19 protein-coding genes and 1 tRNA gene are annotated in these 20039 nt (G+C 65.8%); 6 read left to right on the top strand and 14 right to left on the bottom strand.

Annotated elements, in window-relative coordinates; translation table 11 throughout:
* Positions 1–75: 75 nt before the first annotated feature.
* The 3 genes from M9978_RS17875 to M9978_RS17865 form a co-directional block, all read right to left on the bottom strand.
* Positions 76–414, bottom strand: a complete 339-nt coding sequence (locus M9978_RS17875) for a hypothetical protein (RefSeq protein ID WP_254295588.1) — start codon at positions 412–414, stop codon at positions 76–78.
* A gap of 203 nt (positions 415–617) precedes the next feature.
* Entirely contained in the window at positions 618–1529 is a 912-nt protein-coding gene (locus M9978_RS17870) for a restriction endonuclease (RefSeq protein ID WP_254295586.1), read from the bottom strand.
* Between the two features lie 574 nt (positions 1530–2103).
* On the bottom strand, positions 2104–4041 hold the full coding sequence (locus M9978_RS17865; RefSeq protein WP_254295584.1) for an ATP-dependent helicase: 1938 nt from the start codon (positions 4039–4041) through the stop codon (positions 2104–2106).
* Between the two features lie 180 nt (positions 4042–4221).
* Here M9978_RS17865 and M9978_RS17860 point away from each other — a divergent pair, with 180 nt between their 5' ends.
* Positions 4222–4818: a hypothetical protein gene (locus M9978_RS17860; RefSeq protein WP_254295583.1), complete on the top strand. Its 597-nt coding sequence runs from the start codon at positions 4222–4224 to the stop codon at positions 4816–4818.
* Between the two features lie 497 nt (positions 4819–5315).
* Here the strand turns inward: M9978_RS17860 and M9978_RS17855 are convergent.
* Positions 5316–5392: transfer RNA gene (locus M9978_RS17855), tRNA-Arg, on the bottom strand.
* A 78-nt stretch (positions 5393–5470) separates the two neighbouring features.
* On the opposite strand from M9978_RS17855, the gene M9978_RS17850 reads away from it, so the two are divergent.
* Positions 5471–6193, top strand: coding sequence for a queuosine precursor transporter (locus M9978_RS17850; protein WP_254295580.1), 723 nt, complete (start codon positions 5471–5473; stop codon positions 6191–6193).
* A gap of 39 nt (positions 6194–6232) precedes the next feature.
* Complete coding sequence (locus tag M9978_RS17845; RefSeq protein ID WP_254295578.1) at positions 6233–6517, top strand: hypothetical protein; 285 nt, start codon at positions 6233–6235, stop codon at positions 6515–6517.
* A gap of 4 nt (positions 6518–6521) precedes the next feature.
* Here the strand turns inward: M9978_RS17845 and purQ are convergent, their stop codons facing one another.
* Complete coding sequence (gene purQ / locus M9978_RS17840; protein WP_254295575.1) at positions 6522–7187, bottom strand: phosphoribosylformylglycinamidine synthase subunit PurQ; 666 nt, start codon at positions 7185–7187, stop codon at positions 6522–6524.
* The gene (purS, locus tag M9978_RS17835) at positions 7184–7414 is read right to left on the bottom strand and encodes a phosphoribosylformylglycinamidine synthase subunit PurS (RefSeq protein ID WP_254295573.1); all 231 of its coding nucleotides are present in this window, start codon (positions 7412–7414) and stop codon (positions 7184–7186) included. Before purS ends, purQ begins: the two co-directional genes overlap by 4 nt.
* Positions 7415–7553: 139 nt before the next feature.
* On the opposite strand from purS, the gene M9978_RS17830 reads away from it, so the two are divergent.
* Positions 7554–7703: a hypothetical protein gene (locus M9978_RS17830; RefSeq protein ID WP_254295571.1), complete on the top strand. Its 150-nt coding sequence runs from the start codon at positions 7554–7556 to the stop codon at positions 7701–7703.
* On the opposite strand, the gene M9978_RS17825 is transcribed toward M9978_RS17830, so the two are convergent.
* The 5 genes from M9978_RS17825 to M9978_RS17805 all read right to left on the bottom strand — a co-directional run bounded on the left by M9978_RS17825 (position 7700) and on the right by M9978_RS17805 (position 13533).
* Positions 7700–9055, bottom strand: a complete 1356-nt coding sequence (locus M9978_RS17825; protein WP_254295569.1) for a surface lipoprotein assembly modifier — start codon at positions 9053–9055, stop codon at positions 7700–7702. The two genes, M9978_RS17830 and M9978_RS17825, sit on opposite strands and share 4 nt — an antisense overlap.
* The gene (locus M9978_RS17820) at positions 9055–10311 is read right to left on the bottom strand and encodes a HupA family protein (protein WP_254295567.1); all 1257 of its coding nucleotides are present in this window, start codon (positions 10309–10311) and stop codon (positions 9055–9057) included. Before M9978_RS17820 ends, M9978_RS17825 begins: the two co-directional genes overlap by 1 nt.
* Before the next feature lie 107 nt (positions 10312–10418).
* Positions 10419–11198, bottom strand: a complete 780-nt coding sequence (gene purC / locus M9978_RS17815) for a phosphoribosylaminoimidazolesuccinocarboxamide synthase (RefSeq protein ID WP_254295565.1) — start codon at positions 11196–11198, stop codon at positions 10419–10421.
* 97 nt (positions 11199–11295) lie between these two features.
* On the bottom strand, positions 11296–12168 hold the full coding sequence (locus M9978_RS17810) for a hypothetical protein (RefSeq protein ID WP_254295563.1): 873 nt from the start codon (positions 12166–12168) through the stop codon (positions 11296–11298).
* Between the two features lie 204 nt (positions 12169–12372).
* Complete coding sequence (locus M9978_RS17805; protein WP_254295561.1) at positions 12373–13533, bottom strand: tetratricopeptide repeat protein; 1161 nt, start codon at positions 13531–13533, stop codon at positions 12373–12375.
* A gap of 112 nt (positions 13534–13645) precedes the next feature.
* Between M9978_RS17805 and parC the strand changes: the two genes are divergently transcribed.
* Positions 13646–15892, top strand: a complete 2247-nt coding sequence (gene parC / locus M9978_RS17800; protein WP_254295559.1) for a DNA topoisomerase IV subunit A — start codon at positions 13646–13648, stop codon at positions 15890–15892.
* 174 nt (positions 15893–16066) lie between these two features.
* Entirely contained in the window at positions 16067–17674 is a 1608-nt protein-coding gene (locus tag M9978_RS17795) for a putative bifunctional diguanylate cyclase/phosphodiesterase (RefSeq protein WP_254295601.1), read from the top strand.
* Here the strand turns inward: M9978_RS17795 and M9978_RS17790 are convergent.
* The 3 genes from M9978_RS17790 to M9978_RS17780 are packed head-to-tail and all read right to left on the bottom strand — an operon-like array spanning position 17644 to position 20005.
* Positions 17644–18846 carry a CCA tRNA nucleotidyltransferase gene (locus tag M9978_RS17790; RefSeq protein WP_254295557.1) on the bottom strand — a complete coding sequence of 401 codons (1203 nt, stop codon included), beginning with the start codon at positions 18844–18846 and terminating at the stop codon, positions 17644–17646. The two genes, M9978_RS17795 and M9978_RS17790, sit on opposite strands and share 31 nt — an antisense overlap.
* Positions 18843–19445, bottom strand: coding sequence for a CoA pyrophosphatase (locus M9978_RS17785; protein ID WP_254295555.1), 603 nt, complete (start codon positions 19443–19445; stop codon positions 18843–18845). The genes M9978_RS17790 and M9978_RS17785 overlap by 4 nt, the downstream gene beginning before the upstream one ends.
* A complete protein-coding gene (locus M9978_RS17780) occupies positions 19442–20005 on the bottom strand; it encodes a DUF1285 domain-containing protein (RefSeq protein WP_254295553.1) in 564 nt (187 codons plus the stop codon). The genes M9978_RS17785 and M9978_RS17780 overlap by 4 nt, the downstream gene beginning before the upstream one ends.
* Positions 20006–20039: the final 34 nt, after the last annotated feature.

Genomic DNA, 20039 nt, shown 5'->3' with positions numbered 1-20039 from the left:
CACCTCCGCTTCACGCAGCTTGCCGATAATCTCTTCCGGGCGATGCTTCTTGCTCGGCATTCCTCGTCTCCTTCGTCATCCAAATATCATCAATTTTGGACCACTCAGAAGGGGGCAGATCACGGACGTCGAGCCGACATGCTGCCACCAGTGAACAGTCTCATGCAGGTAGGTCGAATAGGCCTGCAATGCATCAGGCGATATCGTTCGCACGTCATACACGCCGTTCTCAATGCCCTCGATCAGTTCGTGATTGCGAGGGCTGAGGCTCAGAACGAAACGCATGGTCTCGTATTTGCCGTGGACGTTCAAAGCAGCATTGAACGCGGGTTCGATGTACATGACGTCACGCGACGGGTCGATCAACGAAGGGTCAAGGCGCGATTCCAGACCTTCTCCCGTTCCGCGCGTCATATCGATTCCTCAGCCGCCGTTGCCCGAGAGCCTCGGACGCTAATTGGACGCCAGCCTTTCGACGTCCAGCATGTATCAGGCGTCGTCAGTGGTGGCCACCACAGCATCATCAACCGTGATAGGCTTGCTTCGACCGGCAGGCGGAGTGCGCGCATAATGCTCCAACATCGCACGCGCGAGCGGTGCCAAACGAACCAGCCGATCTATAACTTGCTCGACTGCCGCAGCGCGCAAACATAGACCTCGCCCCGCGTTTGCGCGGCGCGTATCTTAAAATCGAGCATCGCTTCCAGGCTGATGCGTTGCTCGAGGACGTACGACAAATCCTCACCATCCATCAGGATGGTCTGGATGTGCTTGCCGTGCACGATCCCTCTTATCCCTTCGGCCGAGAAGCCGTTGACCGATACGAACAGGCCGCGACCATGCATCTTGCCGTCGACCTTGTGCGCGAATGTGTAGAGTTGAGCCGTGCTGACGCTCGGATCCTGCCACTTGGCCTCGACGATGTAATTTTCGCCCTCAAACTTGAACGTACCGTCGATCTGCTCGCTTTTGAGCCGGAAGGCATCGCCCATCTTGATCGATTGACGGTTGAAGAGTTCCTGCAGGAAGGTCTCGAACAGGCGGCCACGTCCTTGCGGAGTCATGCCGGTGCCAAACATCTTGGCGAACGCTGTCGTCAGTGCAGATAGATCGGCGGCCTTGGCCTGCTTCTTACCGGCTTCCGCCGATGCCGTGCGGCGGTTCTGCGTCGCGGAGTTGCGCGTATCGACTGCGGTCTTGAGGCGCGCGATCTTGGCCTGAGCGTCCGCCTTGTCGAGCTTGGCCATCTTGTCGAAATAATAGGGATCGAAATAGCTCCAGTTTGCCAACCGGTCGATCATCGTCTGGAATATAGCGTAACCGCGATCGGACCGTGCAGACAGGCGCGAGAAGGTGTCGACCACGATTAGATGTCGCGACAGTTCGGTGTCGAGCGGCGGAAGGATGGACGGCGGGCAATCAACGCTTTGCAGGAATTCGATGATCTTCTTGCGCGGCCAGAAGACTGCAAGGATGCAGTCGTGCATCGCATCGCGAATATCGAGCGGGATCTCAGGGGCTCCGGACATGCGTTGCATATGCGGCGCGCCTGAGAATCAGACAAGCGCGAGCCCCAGCCACGCCGGCACAGAGCGACGCGCTCGCGCAAGGCCGGCGACGCGGGCGCTAAGCGCGGGGCCGGTGAATGTCCGAGATGGGGGCGCATTGCCGACCGGCAGCTTGCGACTAAGGCTGCCTGACCGCTCGTGGGCCTATTCTGTTGAAAAAGTCGACCTCTCGGAACGCTGTGAAATATTAGAACTTTGAATACTTGCGGCGGGCACAAACAATTCAAATGATGCTCGATCCTGATGCCATCCCTGCGCCACTACGCACGAAAATTTCGCTTCCGGAGTTTTTCAACAGAATAGGGCCGGCTGCGGACTGTCAGCTTTTAACCGGGTATGGCGAAAGCGGACGTTGCCGCTATTCTAAAGGCTCAAGTTGACCTGTGTCGATCGCAGGCAGCCCCATCTCAGAGGCACGGCTAGTGCCACTCGGGGTGAATTGACCGTCAGTGGTCGCGCAGCTTCGGTCGCCCGCGCAAAACGCTTTCGGCCGCTCTGCTTGCTCCGTCCTGCGCGCGCGGTAGATGGTCCGCGCTCAGCCGGGGACCGGTGCCGGAGCGGCGGCGCCCATTTCGCGAATGAACCTCGAGGTAATCATATGGGCATCGCCATAGTTCACCTGCGCGGGTGCAATGCCCGCGCCCATTGCCGTTGCCAGGGGCATCATCCGCGAGTTCGTCAGGATCAGCGTGCCGGGCTTACCGGCTGCCGGTGAGGATTTGACGCGGGAGATCCCGACATAGAAAAGTCGGCGCTGCTCCTCGATTTCGGCCAGAGTCTCCGCAGCGGACAAGCCATCCCGCGGCTGCTTGGGGAGTAGGCCTTCGATACAGCCGGCAATGATAGTGACCGGTGCCGACAGGCCTTTGCTCTTATGCAAGCTCATGATTCGCACGTCCTCGATTTCGGAGGGAATCTCGGGCTTGGTGATTGCGTCCGAAAGCCTGGTCAGGAAATCTTCCGGCATCATTCCAGCGTCATTCTCGAGCAGGCTCAGCGACAATGCGCGAAGATCTCGCACGCCATCGTCACCTTCCGGGAATAGGTCGTCGACGACGCCCAAGACTCCAACGTCGGCATGGAGCGTGCCCAGCCGGTCAAGCTCGGCGCGGATGACGCGGAAGCGTTCAACTAGCGCGCCGGTGTGCGCGACCTGCGCCTGCCCGTCGGCGATCGCGCATAGCGCCTGCCAGGGCGAGATAGCTTGGCCATCGGCGTAGCCGCGCAGTCGCCGATAGCCGCGGCACCGCCAGTTGGCGCTGTTCAGACCGACAAGCCAGCGAAGGGCTACGCGGTCTTCGCGGTCGACCAGCAGCTTGAGATAAGCGAAGCGCTCTTGCGCGTTCTGTGCGTTGAGCTCGGCCTCTGCATAATAAGAGCGTACCGGGATGTTACGCGCGTGCAGCGCTTCGTAGATTGGCGTTCCGATCACGCCACGCTGGGCCAGCACGAGGATGTCGCCGGGCGGTATGCCGCCCGCCACCATGCCGGAAATGAGATTGGTAACACCCACGACCTCATCGTCGAGAGTCGCATATTGCAGGATGCGCACATCGCCCCCGCCATTGGCGGCGAGGGGCGTGAGCGCCCGCGGGATCGGCCGGTTGACGTTGCTGGCAATGAGCGCGTTCGCCATGGCGACCACTTGGGTCGGGCACCGACGGCAGTCGTCCAGAGTGAGATCATCGGCACCGGCATTCGTGGCAAGCCACGAGCGAATCCCCTCTGGGTGGGCATGCTTGAAGCTATAGATCGACTGGTCGTCATCACCGACGATGCACACGTCGGCTGCGTCTGACAGCAACGCGATGACGCCTTGTTCGGCCCGGTTGAGATCCTGGAACTCGTCGACGAGGATGTGCCTGAATTCGGAACGTTCCTGCGCGAGCGGATTCGCGTGGAGATAGGAATAGAGCTGCGGGATGACCTCGCCGATCAACATCGCTCGGTGGAAAATCAGCCAACCGTAGAGATCGCGCTCGAAGGCAAGATCATCGGGGTGCTGAACATAGCCCGGTTCGTCCTGCTGGAGCCGCGCCCACGCCGCTTCGAATGCCTTGATCTTCTTGCGCAGCTCGCGGACGCCGCCATGCGCATCTGCGAGATCGGCTTCCAGAGGCTTCAGTTCGAAATCATTGAGTGGCCGCGGAATGCGCCCAGTGGCGCCGAGCACGTGGTTGCGCATGAGGATGCGCAAGGCGAGACTATGGATCGTGACGCCGTTTAGCGCCTCGCAGCCCGGCACGCCCATGCCGACGAGCTCGCGGTGAAGATCCTCGGCGGCAACTCGAGTGAAGGTGACGGCAAGAATCGAAGCGGGCTCGACACCCTCTTCAAGCAGCCGCGCGACACGCCGCTTCATGGCAAAGGACTTACCGGTGCCAGGGCCGGCGATAACGCGAACGCGGGCATTGGCGCTTGCGGCGATGCCAAAGGCAGGCGACTGCGGATCGAGGGCGTCTGACCAAGCCATTCCATACTCCCATCATTCATTAGGGCTTGGCTAACATGATGCTGTGGCCTGCACGATGGGCTAAGTGAAGTATTCCTGTCCCGATGGCTGTTTGACAGTCACCGCGGGCACTAGGCTTGTGCGTGCTGGAGACGTTCCGGCCGAAGAACGGCCAGATTACGTGTCAGTGAGTAGACGAAAATGGCGATCATACACGACTACGCCGAGGAAAGTACCGACATTGAAGTAGCGGATCTGCCCGTCGAAGCATTGCTTTGCGTTGGGCGCATCATCCGAGCAGTGGCCGAGATCGAAAACATTGTAACGATGTATTTGTCGACGCTGGCGAAGCTTTCGGATGGTCACGCCGTCATCCTATTCGGTCGGGAGGGGTACGCAAAAAAGGTCGAATTGGCGCGGAAGTTTGCCTCTGCGCACGGGCAGGAAAAGCTCGACGAGTTCAAACTGCACCTTGAGAACGACGCCATAAAGAATGTCATAGAGATGCGAAATGTGCTTGCGCACGGGTCGTATCTTGGGCGCACGGGGGATGGCCGCTGGGCGTTCCAAACGGTTCGGCAGTTGGAGTTGCGATCGACTGAGGTTGTTGTTGAAGCAATAAGTTTTGGCGACCAGGACTTCGAGCACTGCGCGGCCACTTCTGAGGAGTTGGTGGAGATCCTGGAAACCGAATTGCGCGTGAAAGGCGCGCGACAGCAAAGACGAAGCGGCGCGTTGGGCCGGCACACGAAAGCGCGGACGCCTCGAAAGGTAAAGCCCTCGGTGCCCTTGGCCTAGCCGGTCGCCGGTCGGCGGCAGCTTTCAAAAGGACCTCGACCCAAGTCGAGAGATCAGCAGCGCGCAAGCATGCGGCTTCCACGCAGAATTCCGGCAGGCGCACGCCGGGCTTGATTTCGCCAGCGCAGCTGGCGCGAATGGCGGACAATCAGCGGCACTCAGAACCATTGGCCGCTTTTGCAGGTCAATTTAGCGGCCCGGAACGACTGCTTATAGGGCGGGCTTCCGTGCGAGTCGGCCGTCGACGTCCTCTACCGCGCTAACCGCCATTCCGGGCGCCCCACGCAGCCTGCGGGTGACAATGTCATCTAGCGCGTCCGAAATCCGCCGGCCGCCCACGCTGACTGCCCTTACGTGCCCACGATGATGTTCCACCACGCCGCGCTCAAGGCCGTCCCACCCAGCCTAGCGAACCACGCTGAGTTACCCCAGTGTTACCCCAGGCTTTGCTCCACCAAAGGGCGGAGCGGCTAAGTACCTCTGCGGAATCAGCAATTTGGCGCGCCCGGTTGGATTCGAACCAACGACCACAGGCTTAGAAGGCATGTGCTCTATCCAGCTGAGCTACGGGCGCGCGCCGGCCCGCGTTAGCGCGGATTGCGCGGGCGGGAAACCGCGATCATAGTCCGCCGCGCGAGCAGGGGGACGGGCGATGAGCGACGAAGCGGCACCGGTGCGGATCGATGCGGGCCAGGTCGCTGGCGGGCATTTTCGCTATTATGATTTCGTGATGGCGGCGTTCTGCGTCGTGCTGGTGCTGTCGAACGTGGTCGGCGCGGCGAAGGTGGCGACGCTGGGCGGACTGACCTTCGGCGCGGGCATCTTGTTCTTTCCGCTTTCCTATGTGCTCGGCGACGTGCTGACCGAGATTTACGGCTATGCCCGCGCGCGCCGCGTGATCTGGGCCGGGTTCGGCGCCACCGTGTTCGCCGCGGTAATGTGCTGGGTGATCGTAATCATGCCGCCCGCCGACGGCTGGACGGGGCAGGAGGTCTATGAGGCCGCGTTCGGTCAGGTATGGCGGATCGTCGGCGCCTCGGTCATCGCCTTCTGGGCGGGCGAGTTCGTCAACAGCTACGTCCTCGCCCGGATGAAGATCTGGACCGGCGGCAGGCATTTGTGGAGCCGCACGATCGGCTCGACCGTCTTCGGGCAGGGGATAGACAGCCTGATCTTCTATCCGCTCGCTTTTCTCGGCGTATGGACCACGCAGCAGGTGCTGACGGTGATGCTCACCAACTGGGGACTCAAGGTGCTGTGGGAAGTCGTGCTGACGCCGGTGACCTATGCCGTGGTCGGCTTCCTCAAGCGCCGCGAGGGCGTCGACGTGTTCGACCAGAACACCAACTTCACCCCGTTCCGCACCCGGGTCTAAGTGGAGGAGAGCGCGCTTCAGACGGCCAAGCTATGGCTGATGGGCGGCACCGGGCTCGCCAAGGATGCGCTGCATGTCCATATCGGGCTGATCGTCTATCTCGGCAGCGCGCTCGTCATGCGCTGGCCGCTGCGCAGCTGGAAGCCGTGGCTGGCGGCGCTCGGCGCGGCGGTGCTGGGCGAGGCGTGGGACGTTTATGACCGCTGGGCGATCGGCTGGCGGGCGGCCCCGATGGGGCATTGGCACGACGTCTGGAACACGATGCTGTGGCCGAGCGCGATGCTGTTGCTCGCGCGCTACTCGGGACTGTTCGCGCGCAGATAGCCGGTCAGGCCACCGCTTCGAGCAGCCCTTCGAACAGCCGCCGCCCGTCGTCGCCGCCATGCGCGGCTTCGATCTTGCGTTCGGGATGCGGCATCATGCCGAGCACGTTGCCCGCTGCGTTCATCACGCCGGCGATCTGGCGCGCGCTGCCATTGACGTTGCCGGCATAGCGGAAGGCGACGCGGCCCTCGCCCTCGAGCCGGTCGAGCGTCTGCGCATCGGCGAAATAATTGCCGTCGTGATGCGCCACGGGGATCGTGATGCTCTCACCTGCCTCATAGCGGTTGGTGAAGATCGACTGGCTGTTGTCGACGGTCAGTTCGACATCGCGGCACACGAAATCGAGCGCTTCGTTGCGCATCAGCGCGCCGGGCAGCAGGCCGGTCTCGGTCAGGATCTGGAAGCCGTTGCAGATGCCGATCACCGGCGTGCCGCGCTCAGCGGCCGCGACGATCGCCTTGACCACCGGCGAGCGCGCCGCGATCGCGCCGCAGCGCAGATAATCGCCATAGGAGAAGCCGCCCGGCACCGCGATCAGGCCGAGGCCTTGCGGAAGCTCGCTCTCGCCATGCCACACCATTTGCGGCTTGCTGCCCGTCACATTCTCGATCGCCACCGCGAGGTCGCGGTCGCAGTTGGAGCCGGGGAAGACGATGACCGCGGACTTCATTGCCGTTCGACCCGGTAATTCTCGATCACCGTGTTCGCGAGCAGCTTCTGGCACATCGCGTCGATATCGGCATCGCTGGTGCCGTCGGCCACGTCGAGCTCGATCAGCTTGCCGACGCGAACCTCGCCCACGCCCGAAAAGCCGAGCGACCCCAGCGCATGCTCGATCGCCTTGCCCTGCGGGTCGAGCACGCCGTTCTTGAGGGTGACGACGATGCGCAGCTTCATGGATAGTCCTCCGGAGATGCCGCGCCCTATGGCCCCGGCGGAGGCGCATCGCAAGACTTCATAGCCCGTTTACCCTCTCGTGCGACGCTACGCAGTCCGAGTCGCGCCAGCGGGGGCGTGCGGGGCGGGAGTGCGTATCATGGGGCTTTTGGCAATCAGCCTGTTCGTATTGATGGTGGCGTTCGGCCGCGGCTATTTCGGCTGGACCGATCCGCACGGCTGGACGACGATTTCGCTGATCTGCGCGTTCATCTTCGGCATCATCGCGGGGATGAAAGCCAAGGGTTAGAAATACCGCGCGAAACCGAAGCGCACGCGCACGCGGTCCATCGCGAAATAGGGGATGGACGAGTCGTTGAGCGTGTAGGCGACGCTAACTTCGGGCGAGAACCCCATCCATGCGAACTTGCGGTTCCCCAGCGTCGCGCGCGCGGTGTAGCGCATGTCCTGCCGCGCATCCCATGAGAAGATCGGCAGCGGCGCATCGAAGGTCGCGCGCGACACGGTGCCGCTGACAGCGGCATTGAACCCCATCGGCAATTCGCCGCCGACGCCGACGCTCGCACCATATTCCTTGCTCGAATAGGCTTGCGCCGCGAGCAGATCGCGGCGCCCGAACACGCCGACCGAGGCGACGATGCTGCGCGAGAGCGCGCGTTCGTAGCTGGCATAGGCGCCGAGCTGCCAGCCGTCATAATTGCTGTCGAACAGCGCCTGGGTGCGGCGCGCGTCGAGCTGCATGCCGACACGCTGGCGGTCGCCGATGCCGAGTTGCAAGCCCGCCTTGGCGCCGGCCTGGCGGCTGGCGAGGGTGCCGGCATACCAGCGCTGCGCGCCGAGCGCCTGCACCGTGACACGCAGATCGTCGGATAGGCGGACTTCGCCGCCGGCGGCCAGCTGCACCTGATAATCGTCGTAGAGCGAACCGACATAGTTGGTGCCGGTTGTGTCGAGATCGGCGATCATCGCCAGCCCTTCGCCCACCGGCAGCCGCATGCCGGCCGAAACGCTCGCCGTCTGGCCGATGCCCGACGTCGCCTTGGCCCGCTCGTCGAGCGTCATGTCGAGCGGGATGATCCCGCCCCACAGGATCGTGATGCTGTCGGCCGAGGTCGCGCCGTTGATGTTGCTGTCGGGCGCGAAGCCGACATTGACGTCGACTCGCCACATCCGGTTGGCGCGGATGATGTCGCGCACGGTGCGGATCGTGCGCGCGATCTCGGACGGCAGCTCGGCATCCTGCTGCGCCATTTTGAACTGGCGGTCGGCGCTTTGCGGCCGGCCGAGCGCCAGCATCGAGCGGCCGAGCTCGAGCCGGACGCGAGTCTGGTTGGGGTCGTCGGACAGGATCGCCTGATATTGCGCGATCGCGGTCTTGTGGTCGCCGGTCGCGGCCGCGACCATGCCGGTCAGATAGCGCGTCTCGAACCGGTATTGCGGCAGCGTGGCGAGCGCGGCGAGCATCGGCCGCGCCTCGTCATAGCGTTTCGCCTGGATCAGCAGCTGGACTTCGCCGAGCAGCTCGTCGGGGGTCAGCTTGGCCTTGCACGTCGCCGCGACGCACTGGTCGAGGATAAGCTGTGCCTGGGCCGTGCCCGGCGCCAGCAGCGCCGTGCCGAGGGCTAACGCTGCGAGCCGCATTACTTCTTTCCGGTGAAGGTGCCGAGGATGTCGATCCGCTCGTCGGGCGTGCCGCCGACGATGCGGAAGCCGCCGCCGATTTCCTCGGCCGCCGGGCCGAAGAAGGCGCCGTCGATGCTCGACCCCGCAATGTTGATCGTGAAGTCGCTCATTCCCGGACGCGTGAAGCGCGCGCTGGTGAACTGACCGGCAAAGCCGCCCTTGTTGACCAGATCGATCAGCGAGGTCGCCGATGCGAAGAAGCGCGACCCGGCCGGCATCACCGACGCCCAGCTCGTATAGGCGTCGAAGGTCGGCGCGGTGACGGTGCCGGTGAAATCGGTCTTCACCGACAGATCGGCGAAGTTGATCACGCTGCTCTGGCTGCCGACGATCCATTGCAGGAAGGTCGGATAGCCCGCGACATTGTCGATCTCGGGATTGAACACCATCGTCGCCAGCATGTCGCCGCTGAAGGTCGCCGTGCCGGTGCGCGGCACCGCGCTGTTGCCGGTGCGCTCGCCGAACGCGAAGGCGGCGCGGTCGAACGAATAGAGCTGCTGCAGATAGGCCGGCTGAGTCGGATCGGGGCGGAGCTGGGTCGCGCTGATCCGGTTCACGACATAGCCGCCATAGGTGACATATTTCGTGGTCGTGCCGGGCTTCTGATAGAAGAAGGTGCGGCCTTCATAGGTGTAGAGATTGTCTCCGGCCTGATAGGTCTCGCCGGTCGGCGAATAGGCGCCCGGTGCGTAAGGGCTGCCGGCGCCGAGGACGTTGCCGGTGCTCGCGCCAGTCTGGAGATACTGGATCTGCCGCGACGGCGAACCGGCGCCCATCGTCGCGTCGATATCGGGCACGCCGGCCTGCGGCTCGCGGGTGCCACCATGGTCGGTGCGGTGCACCGGGTCCTGGAAGCGGAAGGCAGGCGCGCTGACGATGCCCTTGGGCCGGTTGATCGTCATGTCGAAGATCGCGTCGCGCGGATTGTAGGTGATCGAGATGCCGCTGTCGCGCGCGGTGTTGGCGTCGCCGGCGTAGAGCTGGCCGTACTGGCTGCGCGTCTGCCGCGAATCGGTCCAATATTCATAATGCTGGACCGCGCCGATGCCCTCATAGGTCTTGACCTCGGTCGGGTTGACGAAGCTGTGCACCGCGGTCGGCGTCGGTGTGGGTGCGGCCGCCGGCGGCGCGCTGCCGCCGACCGATTGCGGTGCGGTGCTGCCACCACAGGCTGCGAGCGTCGTCGCCGCCGAAAGCATCAACCAAACTCGCATCGAAACCCCCTGAACGCGTCAATTGCGCACAAGGGGTATCGGTTGATGGTTAAGAAGCGCTTTAAGCCCGGCGGTTTTTGCGACGAAAAGCGGGGAAGCTCCGCGCTTTACTTTCCGCGGCGCTTGCGGTGCGATTCAAGGTCGAGAACCGCCGAATCCGCGCCCTCGGGCAGCAGGCCCAGCCGCCGTGCGACTTCCTGATAGGCCTCGACCTCGCCGCCAAGGTCGCGGCGGAAGCGGTCCTTGTCGAGCTTTTCGCCCGAGACCATGTCCCACAAACGGCAGCCATCCGGGCTGATCTCGTCGGCCAGGATGATGCGGGCGTAGTCATTGTCCCAGATGCGGCCGAACTCGAGCTTGAAGTCGACCAGCCGGATGCCGATCCCGGCGAACAGCCCCGACATGAAGTCGTTCACGCGGATCGCCATGTCGGCCATGTCGTGGAGCTCTTCCTGGCTCGCCCAGCCGAAGCACAGGATATGTTCGTCGGTGACCATCGGATCGCCGAGCGCGTCGTCCTTGAAATAATATTCGACGATCGTGCGCGGGAGCTGAGTCCCCTCCTCGATGCCGAGCTTCTTGGCGAGGCTGCCGGCGACGACGTTGCGCACCACTACCTCGATCGGGACGATCTCGACCTGGCGGATCAGCTGCTCGCGCATGTTGAGGCGGCGGATGAAATGCGTCGGGATGCCGATATTGCCGAGCAGCGTGAAGATATGCTCGCTGATGCGGTTGTTGAGCACGCCCTTGCCGTTGATCGTGCCCTTCTTCTGGGCATTGAACGCGGTGGCGTCGTCCTTGAAATACTGGATCAGCGTGCCGGGTTCGGGACCCTCGTAGAGGATCTTGGCCTTGCCCTCGTAGATCTGGCGGCGGCGTGCCATGGCGCGTGTCCTTCAGAAACGATGCGCCCCGGCGGCACGGTCGCGCGACGCCGGGGCTTTCGAGCGGGCCTATATCGAAAGGCGCTTGCGCGCGCAATCAGTCGCTGGCCGGCGTTGCTGCCGCTTTGGCAGGACGAAAGCGCGGCCGGATGCGGCGCCAGGCCAGCAAGCCGAGCAGCAGGATCAGTGCGGGCGGACCGAGCAAGGCGAGCGCGCCGAGCACGAAGGCGAGCGTTGCCTGCGCCGAGCTCGACAGCAGGTCGAGCGCGCTGGCGAACGGCGCGCCGGCATCGAAGCCGCGGATCGCCCGGCCCGACCGATAGTCGAACACCATCGGCGTGTTGGCGAGCGATTCGCGCTGTGCGCTGGTCCCACTCTGCACCGCCTCGACCCGCCCGGCGAGTTCGGCGCGCTGGCGCTGGAGTTCGGCGCGTTCGCTCGCCGGCAGGTTGGTGCGCGCGAGCTCCTTGTCGATCCGCGCCAGCTCCTCCTGCACCCGCGCACGCTCGGCGGCGAGGCGCTGGATCTCGGCGCCGGCATCGGTGCCGGTGATCTCGGCATCGGTCAGCGTGCCTTCTGCCTTTTCGATCGCGGCGATGCCCTGCTTGCCGAAGGCCCGGGCGATGGCCGGATCGAGCTTGAACGCCAGCATCGCCTCGACGCGGTTCTCGCCGAGCAGCTGGTAACGCATGCCGGTGATGCGGCAGCGCGCGATGCCGAGCTGCTCGCAGGCGGCGGCATGCGCTTCCTGCGCGGCAGCGATCTGCACGCCGGGCAGACTGAACGCATAGCGGTAGTTGAACGCGACGCCCGGCGCAGCAGTGACGGCGACGCCCCCGGGTGCACTCGCCCGGTCCGACGCCTCCACCATCTGCGGCGATGATTCCGTCTGGCGCTCCTGCGGTGCCTCCGAACATCCGGCTAAAGCGATGGCGAGGACGAAAAGCGCCGAACCCGATTTCCACGTCATTGGCATCCTCCACATGTTTGGCGGTTCGTCGTCAGGAATGCACGACTCACCGCATGATGATACTCCATCACATTTGCATGAATAGCGCAATGCCACTTTTCCGCCATAATTGAATTTGCTCGGAAATCGCGATAATCGAGTAGCTTAACCGCGCTCAGCCGACGCGATCGGCCCGCGCAACGTCCAAAACTGCCCAAGAGCGGCTCAGCGCTGCGCGAGCGCCCATGCGACCGCGACCGAACGCCGCATCGCCGGCCGCGCGGCGGCGAGCCGCGCCTGCGCGACGGGGTCGAAACCGGGCCGTTCGGCTGCCTGAATCATCGTTCCGGCGACCGCTTCGCGCAGCAGCGTTCGCGCACCCGGCCGGCGCGCGGGCAGCCATGACCAGATCATCCCCAATTGCTGCGCCGCCTCGATCCGCACCGGATCGTCGCGCTCGCGCCCGCTCGCCGCAGCGAGCGGCGCGATGGCGAGCGCCTCCGCCTCGCCGAACCGTCGCTGGTCATAGAGGTTCGCCGCCAGATTGAGCCGCGCGCGCTGGAGGCCGTCCGCCTCGCCCGCTTCCTCGCGAATCGCCAGCGCCCGGCGATGCAGCGCTTCGGCCTCGCCCAGCCGCCCGAGCCGTTCGAGATTGACCGCGAGATTGGCGATATGCCGCGCGGTGCCGGCAGCGCCCTCGCCATATTCGGCGACCGCCAGCGCCAGCGCCTCGCGGAACAGCGGCTCGGCCTCGGCGCTGCGGCCGGTGCGGTCGAGACTGGTGCCAAGGCTCGACAGCGCCGCGAGCAGGCCCGCCGCATCCGCCGGCGTCTGCCGGCGCAAGGTCGCCAGCACCTCGCGATAGAGCGGCGTCGCGTCCGCTTCGCGCCCCTGCGCGGCAACCGCATGCGCGACATTGTTGAGCGCCGAGGCGATCGCCTGCACGTCCGGCTGGCGCACGCGCAGATAGGCGGCATAGGCGGCACGGAACGCATCCTCGGCCTCGGCATGGCGCCATTGCACCAGCCGCAGCCGGCCGAGCATCTGATTGACCAGCCCGATGCTGTCGGGGTCGTCCGCCGCATGGATGCCGAAATAGTGATGCGCGCGCGGCACCGTCCGCCCCGCCTCGCCGTCGCGCCCGCCGACCTGCTCGGCCAGCGACAGATCGACCAGCGCCGCACCGAGATAGAGATTGATGCAGCGGTCGTCGGCCGGCCGCTGCGCCTCGCACGCATCGGCCCTGGGCCGGACGATCGCGGCGGCGATGACCAGGTCGCGCGCACCGAACGCGGCGAGAAAGCCATCGGGATAGGGCAGCGGCTCCGCCCGTGCCGCAGCCGGGGCAGCGAGCAAGGCCAGCGCGAACGGGAGAAGCAACCGCATCGCGCCTTTGTGGTCAGCCCGGCCGCGCCGGACAACGGTCAAAGCGTGACATGCGAACAAAACACGTCCGGCGCGATTGTCACGAGGGGCCGCGCGTTGCTATCGCCTCGCCATGGCCACCGACCTCACCGATCCCTTCGACCAGATCGTCGACGCTCCGTTCGATAGCGCACTGTCCGAGCGCTATCTCGTCTATGCGATGTCGACGATCACCGCGCGCTCGCTGCCCGACGTCCGCGATGGCCTGAAGCCGGTGCACCGCCGCCTGCTCTGGGCGATGCGGCTGCTGCGGCTCGACCCCTCGCAAGGCTACAAGAAATGCGCGCGCGTCGTCGGCGATGTGATCGGCAAATATCATCCGCATGGCGACCAGTCGGTCTATGATGCGATGGTCCGCCTCGCGCAGACTTTCGCGCTACGCTACCCGCTGGTCGACGGTCAGGGCAATTTCGGTAATATCGACGGCGACAACGCCGCCGCCTACCGCTATACCGAGGCACGGCTGACTCAGGTCGCGATCGACCTGATGGACGGGCTCGACGAGGACGCGACCGACTTCAAGCCGACCTATAATGGCGAGGAGCTCGAACCCGAGCTGTTCCCCGGCCTGTTCCCCAATCTGCTCGCCAATGGCGCGAGCGGCATCGCGGTCGGCATGGCGACCAGCATCCCGCCGCACAACGCCGCCGAGATCATCGACGCCGCGATCCTGCTGATCGACCAGCCCAACGCCGACGACGCGGCGATCCTCGAACGCGTCAAAGGCCCCGATTTTCCGACCGGCGGGATCGTCATCGACAGCCCGGCGGCGATCGCCGAATCCTATGCCACCGGCCGCGGCTCGTTCCGCGTGCGCGCCAAATGGGCGCTGGAGGATCAGGGGCGCGGCACCTGGCAGATCGTCGTCAGCGAAATCCCCTATGGTGTGCAGAAGGGCAAGCTGATCGAGCAGATCGCGGCGCTGGTGACCGAGAAGAAGCTGCCGATCCTCGCCGATGTCCGCGACGAATCCGATGCCGAGATCCGCATCGTGCTCGAACCGCGCGCGCGCACCGTCGATCCGGAGACGCTGATCGAGAGCCTGTTCCGCCTCTCCGATCTCGAAGTGCGCGTGCCGCTCAACCTCAACGTGCTCGACCACACGCGTACCCCCCGCGTGATGAGCCTGCGCACGGCGATCGCGGCCTGGGTCGATCACCAGTTCATCGTGCTGCGGCGGCGCTCGGAGCATCGGCTGGCCAAGATCGCCGACCGGATGGAATTGCTCGAAGGCTATATCATCGCCTTCCTCAATCTCGATCGCGTGATCCAGATCATCCGCACCGAGGACGAGCCCAAGCCGGTGATGATGGCCGAATTCGAGCTCAGCGACCGCCAGGCCGAGGCGATCCTCAACATGCGGCTGCGCGCATTGCGCAAGCTGGAGGAAATGGAGCTGCGCAAGGAGCGCGAGGCGCTGGCGAAGGAAAAGGCCGACCTCGAAGCGCTGCTCTCCAGCGACGGGCGCCAGCGCACGCGGATGAAGCGCGATCTGACGAAGATTCGCGACCGCTACGGCCCCGAGACCGCGCTCGGTGCGCGCCGCACCCTGGTCGCCGAAGCTGCGCCGGCGCGCGAGATTCCGTTGGAGGCGATGATCGAGCGCGAGCCGATCACCGTCATCCTCTCGCAACGCGGCTGGATTCGCGCGATGCGCGGGCATAACGACCTGACCTCGCCGGAAGCGCTCAAGTTCAAGGAAGGCGACGGCCCGTTCCTCGCCTTCCACGCGCAGACCACCGACAAATTGCTGCTCGCGGCGGAAAATGGCCGCTTCTACACGCTGGCGGGCGACAAATTGCCCGGCGGGCGCGGCTTTGGCGAGCCGGTCCGGCTGATGATCGATCTCGACGGCGGCACCGGCATCGTCGCACTGCTGCCGGCGGGCAAGGCCGCGAAACTGCTGGTCGCGGCGAGCGACGGGCGCGGTTTCCTGGTCAAGGCCGAGGACGTGATCGCCGAGACGCGCAAGGGCAAGCAGGTGGTGACGCCACGCCCCGGCGCGCGGCTCAAGCTGGTCAAGCCCGTGAAGCCCGACCATGATTATGTCGCGGCGATCGGCGACAACCGCAAATTGCTGGTCTTCCCGATGAGCGAACTCGCCGAGCTCGCGCGCGGTCAGGGCGTCCAGCTCCAGCGCTATCGCGACGGCGGGCTGAGCGATGCGATCAGCTTCGTCTTTGCCGAGGGCCTCAGCTGGACGATGGGCGGCGAGCAGGGCCGCACCCGCACCGAAACCGACCTGATGCGCTGGCGCGCCGCGCGCGGCGCCGCCGGGCAGCTGCCCCCGACCGGCTTTCCGCGCGACAACAAGTTCTAGCGAACGCGCCTTTTTTCGGCCCGCCTTTAGCGCGCGTTAACCAACCACCGTTAGCGCTGCCAGGCGATGTTGCTGTCAAGGCGAGCCCGAGACAAGACCGACGCGCCGCCGGCCCCCGCCAGCGGCGACTCCTCGCGCATCTTCGGCCCGGGCACCGCGGCACAGGTGCTCAACATGCTGCCGATCCCCGCCGCGGTGGTCGAATGGCAGGGCGGCCGTTTCGTATTCGAGACGGTCAACCGCCCCTTCCGGCTGAGTGGTCTCGGCACGCTCGCCGACCAGTCGCCGCTGATCGCCGGGCTCGGCCCGCAAATCATCGAATTTCTCGAATCGGACGGCACCGAGGCTGAGTTCGACTGGGAGCTGGGCGAAGCGGTCGACTGCCGCCACTTCCGCGTGCGCATGGCGCGGCGCGCGGCGCAGCGGGAGTCGGGCCGCTGCCTGATCACGCTGATCGACCGCACCGCCGAACTTCGCACCCAGCGCAGCCTGCGCCGCGAGATGCTCACCGACAGCCTCACCGGCCTGCCCAACCGGGCGGGATTCGGCGAGCAGCTGGAGGCGCAGGTCGAGCAGGACGGCATGAGCCGCTATGCCGTGCTGGTCATCAACCTCGACCGCTTCAACCGCATCAACGCCTGTCTCGGTGGCCTGTCGGGCGACGAACTGCTGATCTCGGTCGCGCGCCGGATCAAGGGGGCGTTGCGCGCCCATGACATACTTGCGCGCACCGGCGGCGACGAATTCGCGATCCAGCTGACGCTCGACGAGGGGCCGAGCGATGCGCTGCACGTCGCCAAGCGCATCCACAACGCGCTGACCACGCCGTTCCGCCTGTCCGACTTCGAGATTCGCGTCGATTGCTCGATCGGCATTTCGGTCGGCGACGAGACGGTCACCGACGCCGAGGAACTGATCCGCCACGCGCAGTTCGCGATGAAACGCGCCAAGAAGAGCGGCCGCACCGAAGTCTATCAGACGCGCGCCTTCGACCTCGCGCGCCAGCAATTCAGCATCGAGACCGAGCTGCGCCGCGCGATCGACGGCGGCGACCTGACGCTGTGCTTCCAGCCGATCTGCGATCTCGCCACCGGCCGTATCACCTCGTTCGAGGCGTTGACTCGCTGGACCACCGAACATGGCGTGCCGATCTCGCCCGCCGAATTCATCCCCGTCGCCGAGGAATCGGGCCTGATCGTGCCGCTCGGCCGCTGGGCGATGGACTGCGCGGCGCGCACGCTGGCCGCATGGGACCGCGCCGCCGGGGACGATTGCGGCGTCAGCATCGCGGTCAACCTCTCGGCGATCCAGCTCCACCGCGACCAGATCGCACCGATGGTCGAGGCCGCGCTCGCCGCGCATGGCGTCGAGGGTCGGCGAATCACGCTCGAGCTGACTGAAAGCGCGCTCGTCACCGATCCCGACCGCATCGCGCGCACCATGCATGCCCTGAAGGGTCTCGGCACGACGCTGGCGATGGACGATTTCGGCACCGGCTATTCCAACCTCGCCTATCTCCAGAAGCTGCCGATCGACGTGCTCAAGATCGACCGCAGCTTCGTCACCGGCATGCTCGCCGACCGCGACAAGATCGCGATCGTCCGCGCGATCCTCAGCCTGGCGCAGGCGCTCGGCATGCGCACCACGGCGGAGGGGATCGAGACCAACGAACTGGCCCAGACGCTGGCGGCGCTGGGCTGCAGCTACGGCCAGGGCTTCCTCTATGCGCGGCCGCTGCCGGCCGAGGCGGCCTATTCGCTGCTCGCCGACCGCAACGACTGAGCGACCACCGCATCGGCGATCGCGTTCGCACGCGCGGCGTCCGGAAACCCCTCGGCGATCCACTGGTCGCGGACCTGATGCAGCGCCTTCGCCACCTCCGGCCCCTTGCGCAGCCCGCGCGCGATCAGCGCACCACCGTTGACCGCCAGCACCGGCGGTGCCCAGTCCGCCACGGCACGCGCCGCATCCGCCTCCCCCGCCAACAACAGTCGGTCGACCGCACGCTCGGGCGTGATGCGATAGGCGAGCCCATGCGGCCCTTCGGCCAGATCGTCGAGAATCGCGCTCGCCAGCGCCTGCCGCTCGGCATTGGACAGCTTGAGCCGCGCGCCGACCGCCTCGTTGGCCGCAGCGTCACGCGGGAGCAGCGCGGCGAGGCGGCGAACCGGATGCGGCGCGATGCCCGCCGCCGCTTCCGCGTCGGCCAGCGCCGCGAGCCGCTCGACCCCCGCCGCGTCGATCTCCGGTATCACCGGCTTGAGCACCCCGCGCTCGATCATCAGCCCGGTCACGCGCACCGCGTCCTTGGCCACCAGCAATTTTAGCAGTTCGTCGCGGATTCGCTCGCGCGACAGCGCCATCAAATCATTGGCGCGCGCGACGCATGCCGCCAGCCCCGCCGGATCGGGCGTATCGCCGAACCGCGCCAGGAAGCGGAAGAAGCGCAGGATGCGCAGATGATCCTCGGCGATGCGCTGCAACGGATCGCCGATGAAGCGGATGTGTCGCGCGTCGAGATCGGCGAGACCGCCGAAATAATCGAACAGCGCGCCGGTCACAGGATCGGCGTAGAGCGCATTGATCGTGAAGTCGCGCCGCGCGGCATCCGCCTGCCAGTCGTCGGTGAACGCCACCGTCGCCCGCCGCCCGTCGGTGGTCACGTCGTGGCGCAGCGTCGTCACCTCGATCACCGTGCCGCTCGCCACCGCGGTGATCGTGCCGTGCGCGATGCCGGTCGGCACCGCCTTGATTCCGGCAGCTTCGAGCAGGTCGACCACGCGCGCGGGCGGGTGAATGGTGGCGATGTCGAGATCGGTGACCGGCAGGCCGAGCAGCGTATCGCGCACCGCGCCGCCGACGAAGCGCGCCGTGCCCTCGCCGAGCGCGGCGGTCAGCCGGTCGAGCCCCGGCCAGTGCCGCCAATCGGCATCGGGCAGCGTGCCGCGGTTCATTGGGCCGTCCATTTCAGCCGTCGCGACAAATTGACCAGCATCGCCGCGGTCGCACCCCAGATGCGGTGGCCGCTCCAGCCGATCTCGTAATAATGCCGGTCGCGCCCCTGCCATTCGACCGTCGCCTCGATGTGATTGGCGGGATCGAGCACGAAGCCGAGCGGCACCTCGAACACCGCCGCCACCTCGCCCGGCTCTGGGGTGAAGACGAGGTCGGGCGGAATCACCGCGACTACCGGCTGCACCTCGAACCCGGTGATCGTGCGGTAGAGATCGGCTGGTCCCACCACCTCCACAACGGCCGGGTCGAGCCCGATCTCTTCCTGCGCCTCGCGCAACGCCGCGGCGATCGCGCCATGGTCCTCGGGATCGATCCGCCCGCCGGGGAACGCGACTTGCCCGGCATGGCGGCGCATCGAATCGGTGCGGCGCGTCAGGATCAGGCCGGGCTCGGGCCGGTCGGTCACCGCCACCAGCACCGCCGCCGGCATCGGTACGGCATCGCCGTCCGGCAGGTCTCGCGTATCGCTGGCGAGCAGGACCGGCGCCTCGTCATGCGGCGCATCGAGCGCGGCACGCAGGCGGGCGGCAAGGGTCATGCCGGCTCGACCGGGAAGAAAGCGCACCGGCTCCAGATGCCCGCGGGATCGGAGCCGTTGTTCAGCGCCAGCGCGGCAAGTTCGTAATAGACCGGCCGCGCGATCAGCGCCTCCAGCCCGCCGCGAACCGCGAGATAGGGATGCGGACCATCGTCATGCTCCTCGAAGCGGATCGCATGATCCGGCCCGGCCGGGATCAGGTCGCCGGTGTTGAGCCGGAAGGCGATTTCCGTCGCCTCGCCTTCGCCCTCTAGCTTCATCTCGACCGCGACGAACGGCGCATCCTCGACGTCGATGTCGAGCTTCTCGACCGGCGTCACCAGCACATGCCGCCCATCGGGCTCGCGCCGCAGGATCGACGCGAACAGCCGCACCATCGCCGGGCGGCCGATCGGCGAGCCCTGATGGTACCATGTGCCGTCGCGCGCGATGCGCATGTCGCTATGCCCGCAATGCTCGGGATTCCAGCTCGCCACGGGCGGCAGACGCTGCTCGCTGGCCAGCTTCGCGATCTCGGCGAGCGACAGGCTGGCGAGGTCGGGAGGCGGCGGCATCGGCATGGGATGCCGTTAGGCGCAATTGCCGCGCCCGGTA

Source organism: Sphingomonas tagetis (genome assembly GCF_024211275.1).
In the GTDB taxonomy this organism is placed as follows: Bacteria; Pseudomonadota; Alphaproteobacteria; order Sphingomonadales; family Sphingomonadaceae; genus Sphingomonas; species Sphingomonas tagetis.
Note: the sequence above shows the minus strand (reverse complement) of the source record. Positions and strands in the feature narration are given on the sequence as shown.

Excerpts from the sequence above, each read along its gene's own strand:
- M9978_RS17875 (WP_254295588.1), bottom strand. The coding sequence starts at position 414 with ATGACGCGCGGAACGGGAGAAGGTCTGGAATCGCGCCTTGACCCTTCG.
- M9978_RS17870 (WP_254295586.1), bottom strand. The coding sequence starts at position 1,529 with ATGTCCGGAGCCCCTGAGATCCCGCTCGATATTCGCGATGCGATGCAC.
- M9978_RS17865 (WP_254295584.1), bottom strand. The coding sequence starts at position 4,041 with ATGGCTTGGTCAGACGCCCTCGATCCGCAGTCGCCTGCCTTTGGCATC.
- M9978_RS17860 (WP_254295583.1), top strand. The coding sequence starts at position 4,222 with ATGGCGATCATACACGACTACGCCGAGGAAAGTACCGACATTGAAGTA.
- M9978_RS17850 (WP_254295580.1), top strand. The coding sequence starts at position 5,471 with ATGAGCGACGAAGCGGCACCGGTGCGGATCGATGCGGGCCAGGTCGCT.
- M9978_RS17845 (WP_254295578.1), top strand. The coding sequence starts at position 6,233 with ATGGGCGGCACCGGGCTCGCCAAGGATGCGCTGCATGTCCATATCGGG.
- purQ (WP_254295575.1), bottom strand. The coding sequence starts at position 7,187 with ATGAAGTCCGCGGTCATCGTCTTCCCCGGCTCCAACTGCGACCGCGAC.
- purS (WP_254295573.1), bottom strand. The coding sequence starts at position 7,414 with ATGAAGCTGCGCATCGTCGTCACCCTCAAGAACGGCGTGCTCGACCCG.
- M9978_RS17830 (WP_254295571.1), top strand. The coding sequence starts at position 7,554 with ATGGGGCTTTTGGCAATCAGCCTGTTCGTATTGATGGTGGCGTTCGGC.
- M9978_RS17825 (WP_254295569.1), bottom strand. The coding sequence starts at position 9,055 with ATGCGGCTCGCAGCGTTAGCCCTCGGCACGGCGCTGCTGGCGCCGGGC.
- M9978_RS17820 (WP_254295567.1), bottom strand. The coding sequence starts at position 10,311 with ATGCGAGTTTGGTTGATGCTTTCGGCGGCGACGACGCTCGCAGCCTGT.
- purC (WP_254295565.1), bottom strand. The coding sequence starts at position 11,198 with ATGGCACGCCGCCGCCAGATCTACGAGGGCAAGGCCAAGATCCTCTAC.
- M9978_RS17810 (WP_254295563.1), bottom strand. The coding sequence starts at position 12,168 with ATGACGTGGAAATCGGGTTCGGCGCTTTTCGTCCTCGCCATCGCTTTA.
- M9978_RS17805 (WP_254295561.1), bottom strand. The coding sequence starts at position 13,533 with ATGCGGTTGCTTCTCCCGTTCGCGCTGGCCTTGCTCGCTGCCCCGGCT.
- parC (WP_254295559.1), top strand. The coding sequence starts at position 13,646 with ATGGCCACCGACCTCACCGATCCCTTCGACCAGATCGTCGACGCTCCG.
- M9978_RS17795 (WP_254295601.1), top strand. The coding sequence starts at position 16,067 with ATGCTGCCGATCCCCGCCGCGGTGGTCGAATGGCAGGGCGGCCGTTTC.
- M9978_RS17790 (WP_254295557.1), bottom strand. The coding sequence starts at position 18,846 with ATGAACCGCGGCACGCTGCCCGATGCCGATTGGCGGCACTGGCCGGGG.
- M9978_RS17785 (WP_254295555.1), bottom strand. The coding sequence starts at position 19,445 with ATGACCCTTGCCGCCCGCCTGCGTGCCGCGCTCGATGCGCCGCATGAC.
- M9978_RS17780 (WP_254295553.1), bottom strand. The coding sequence starts at position 20,005 with ATGCCGATGCCGCCGCCTCCCGACCTCGCCAGCCTGTCGCTCGCCGAG.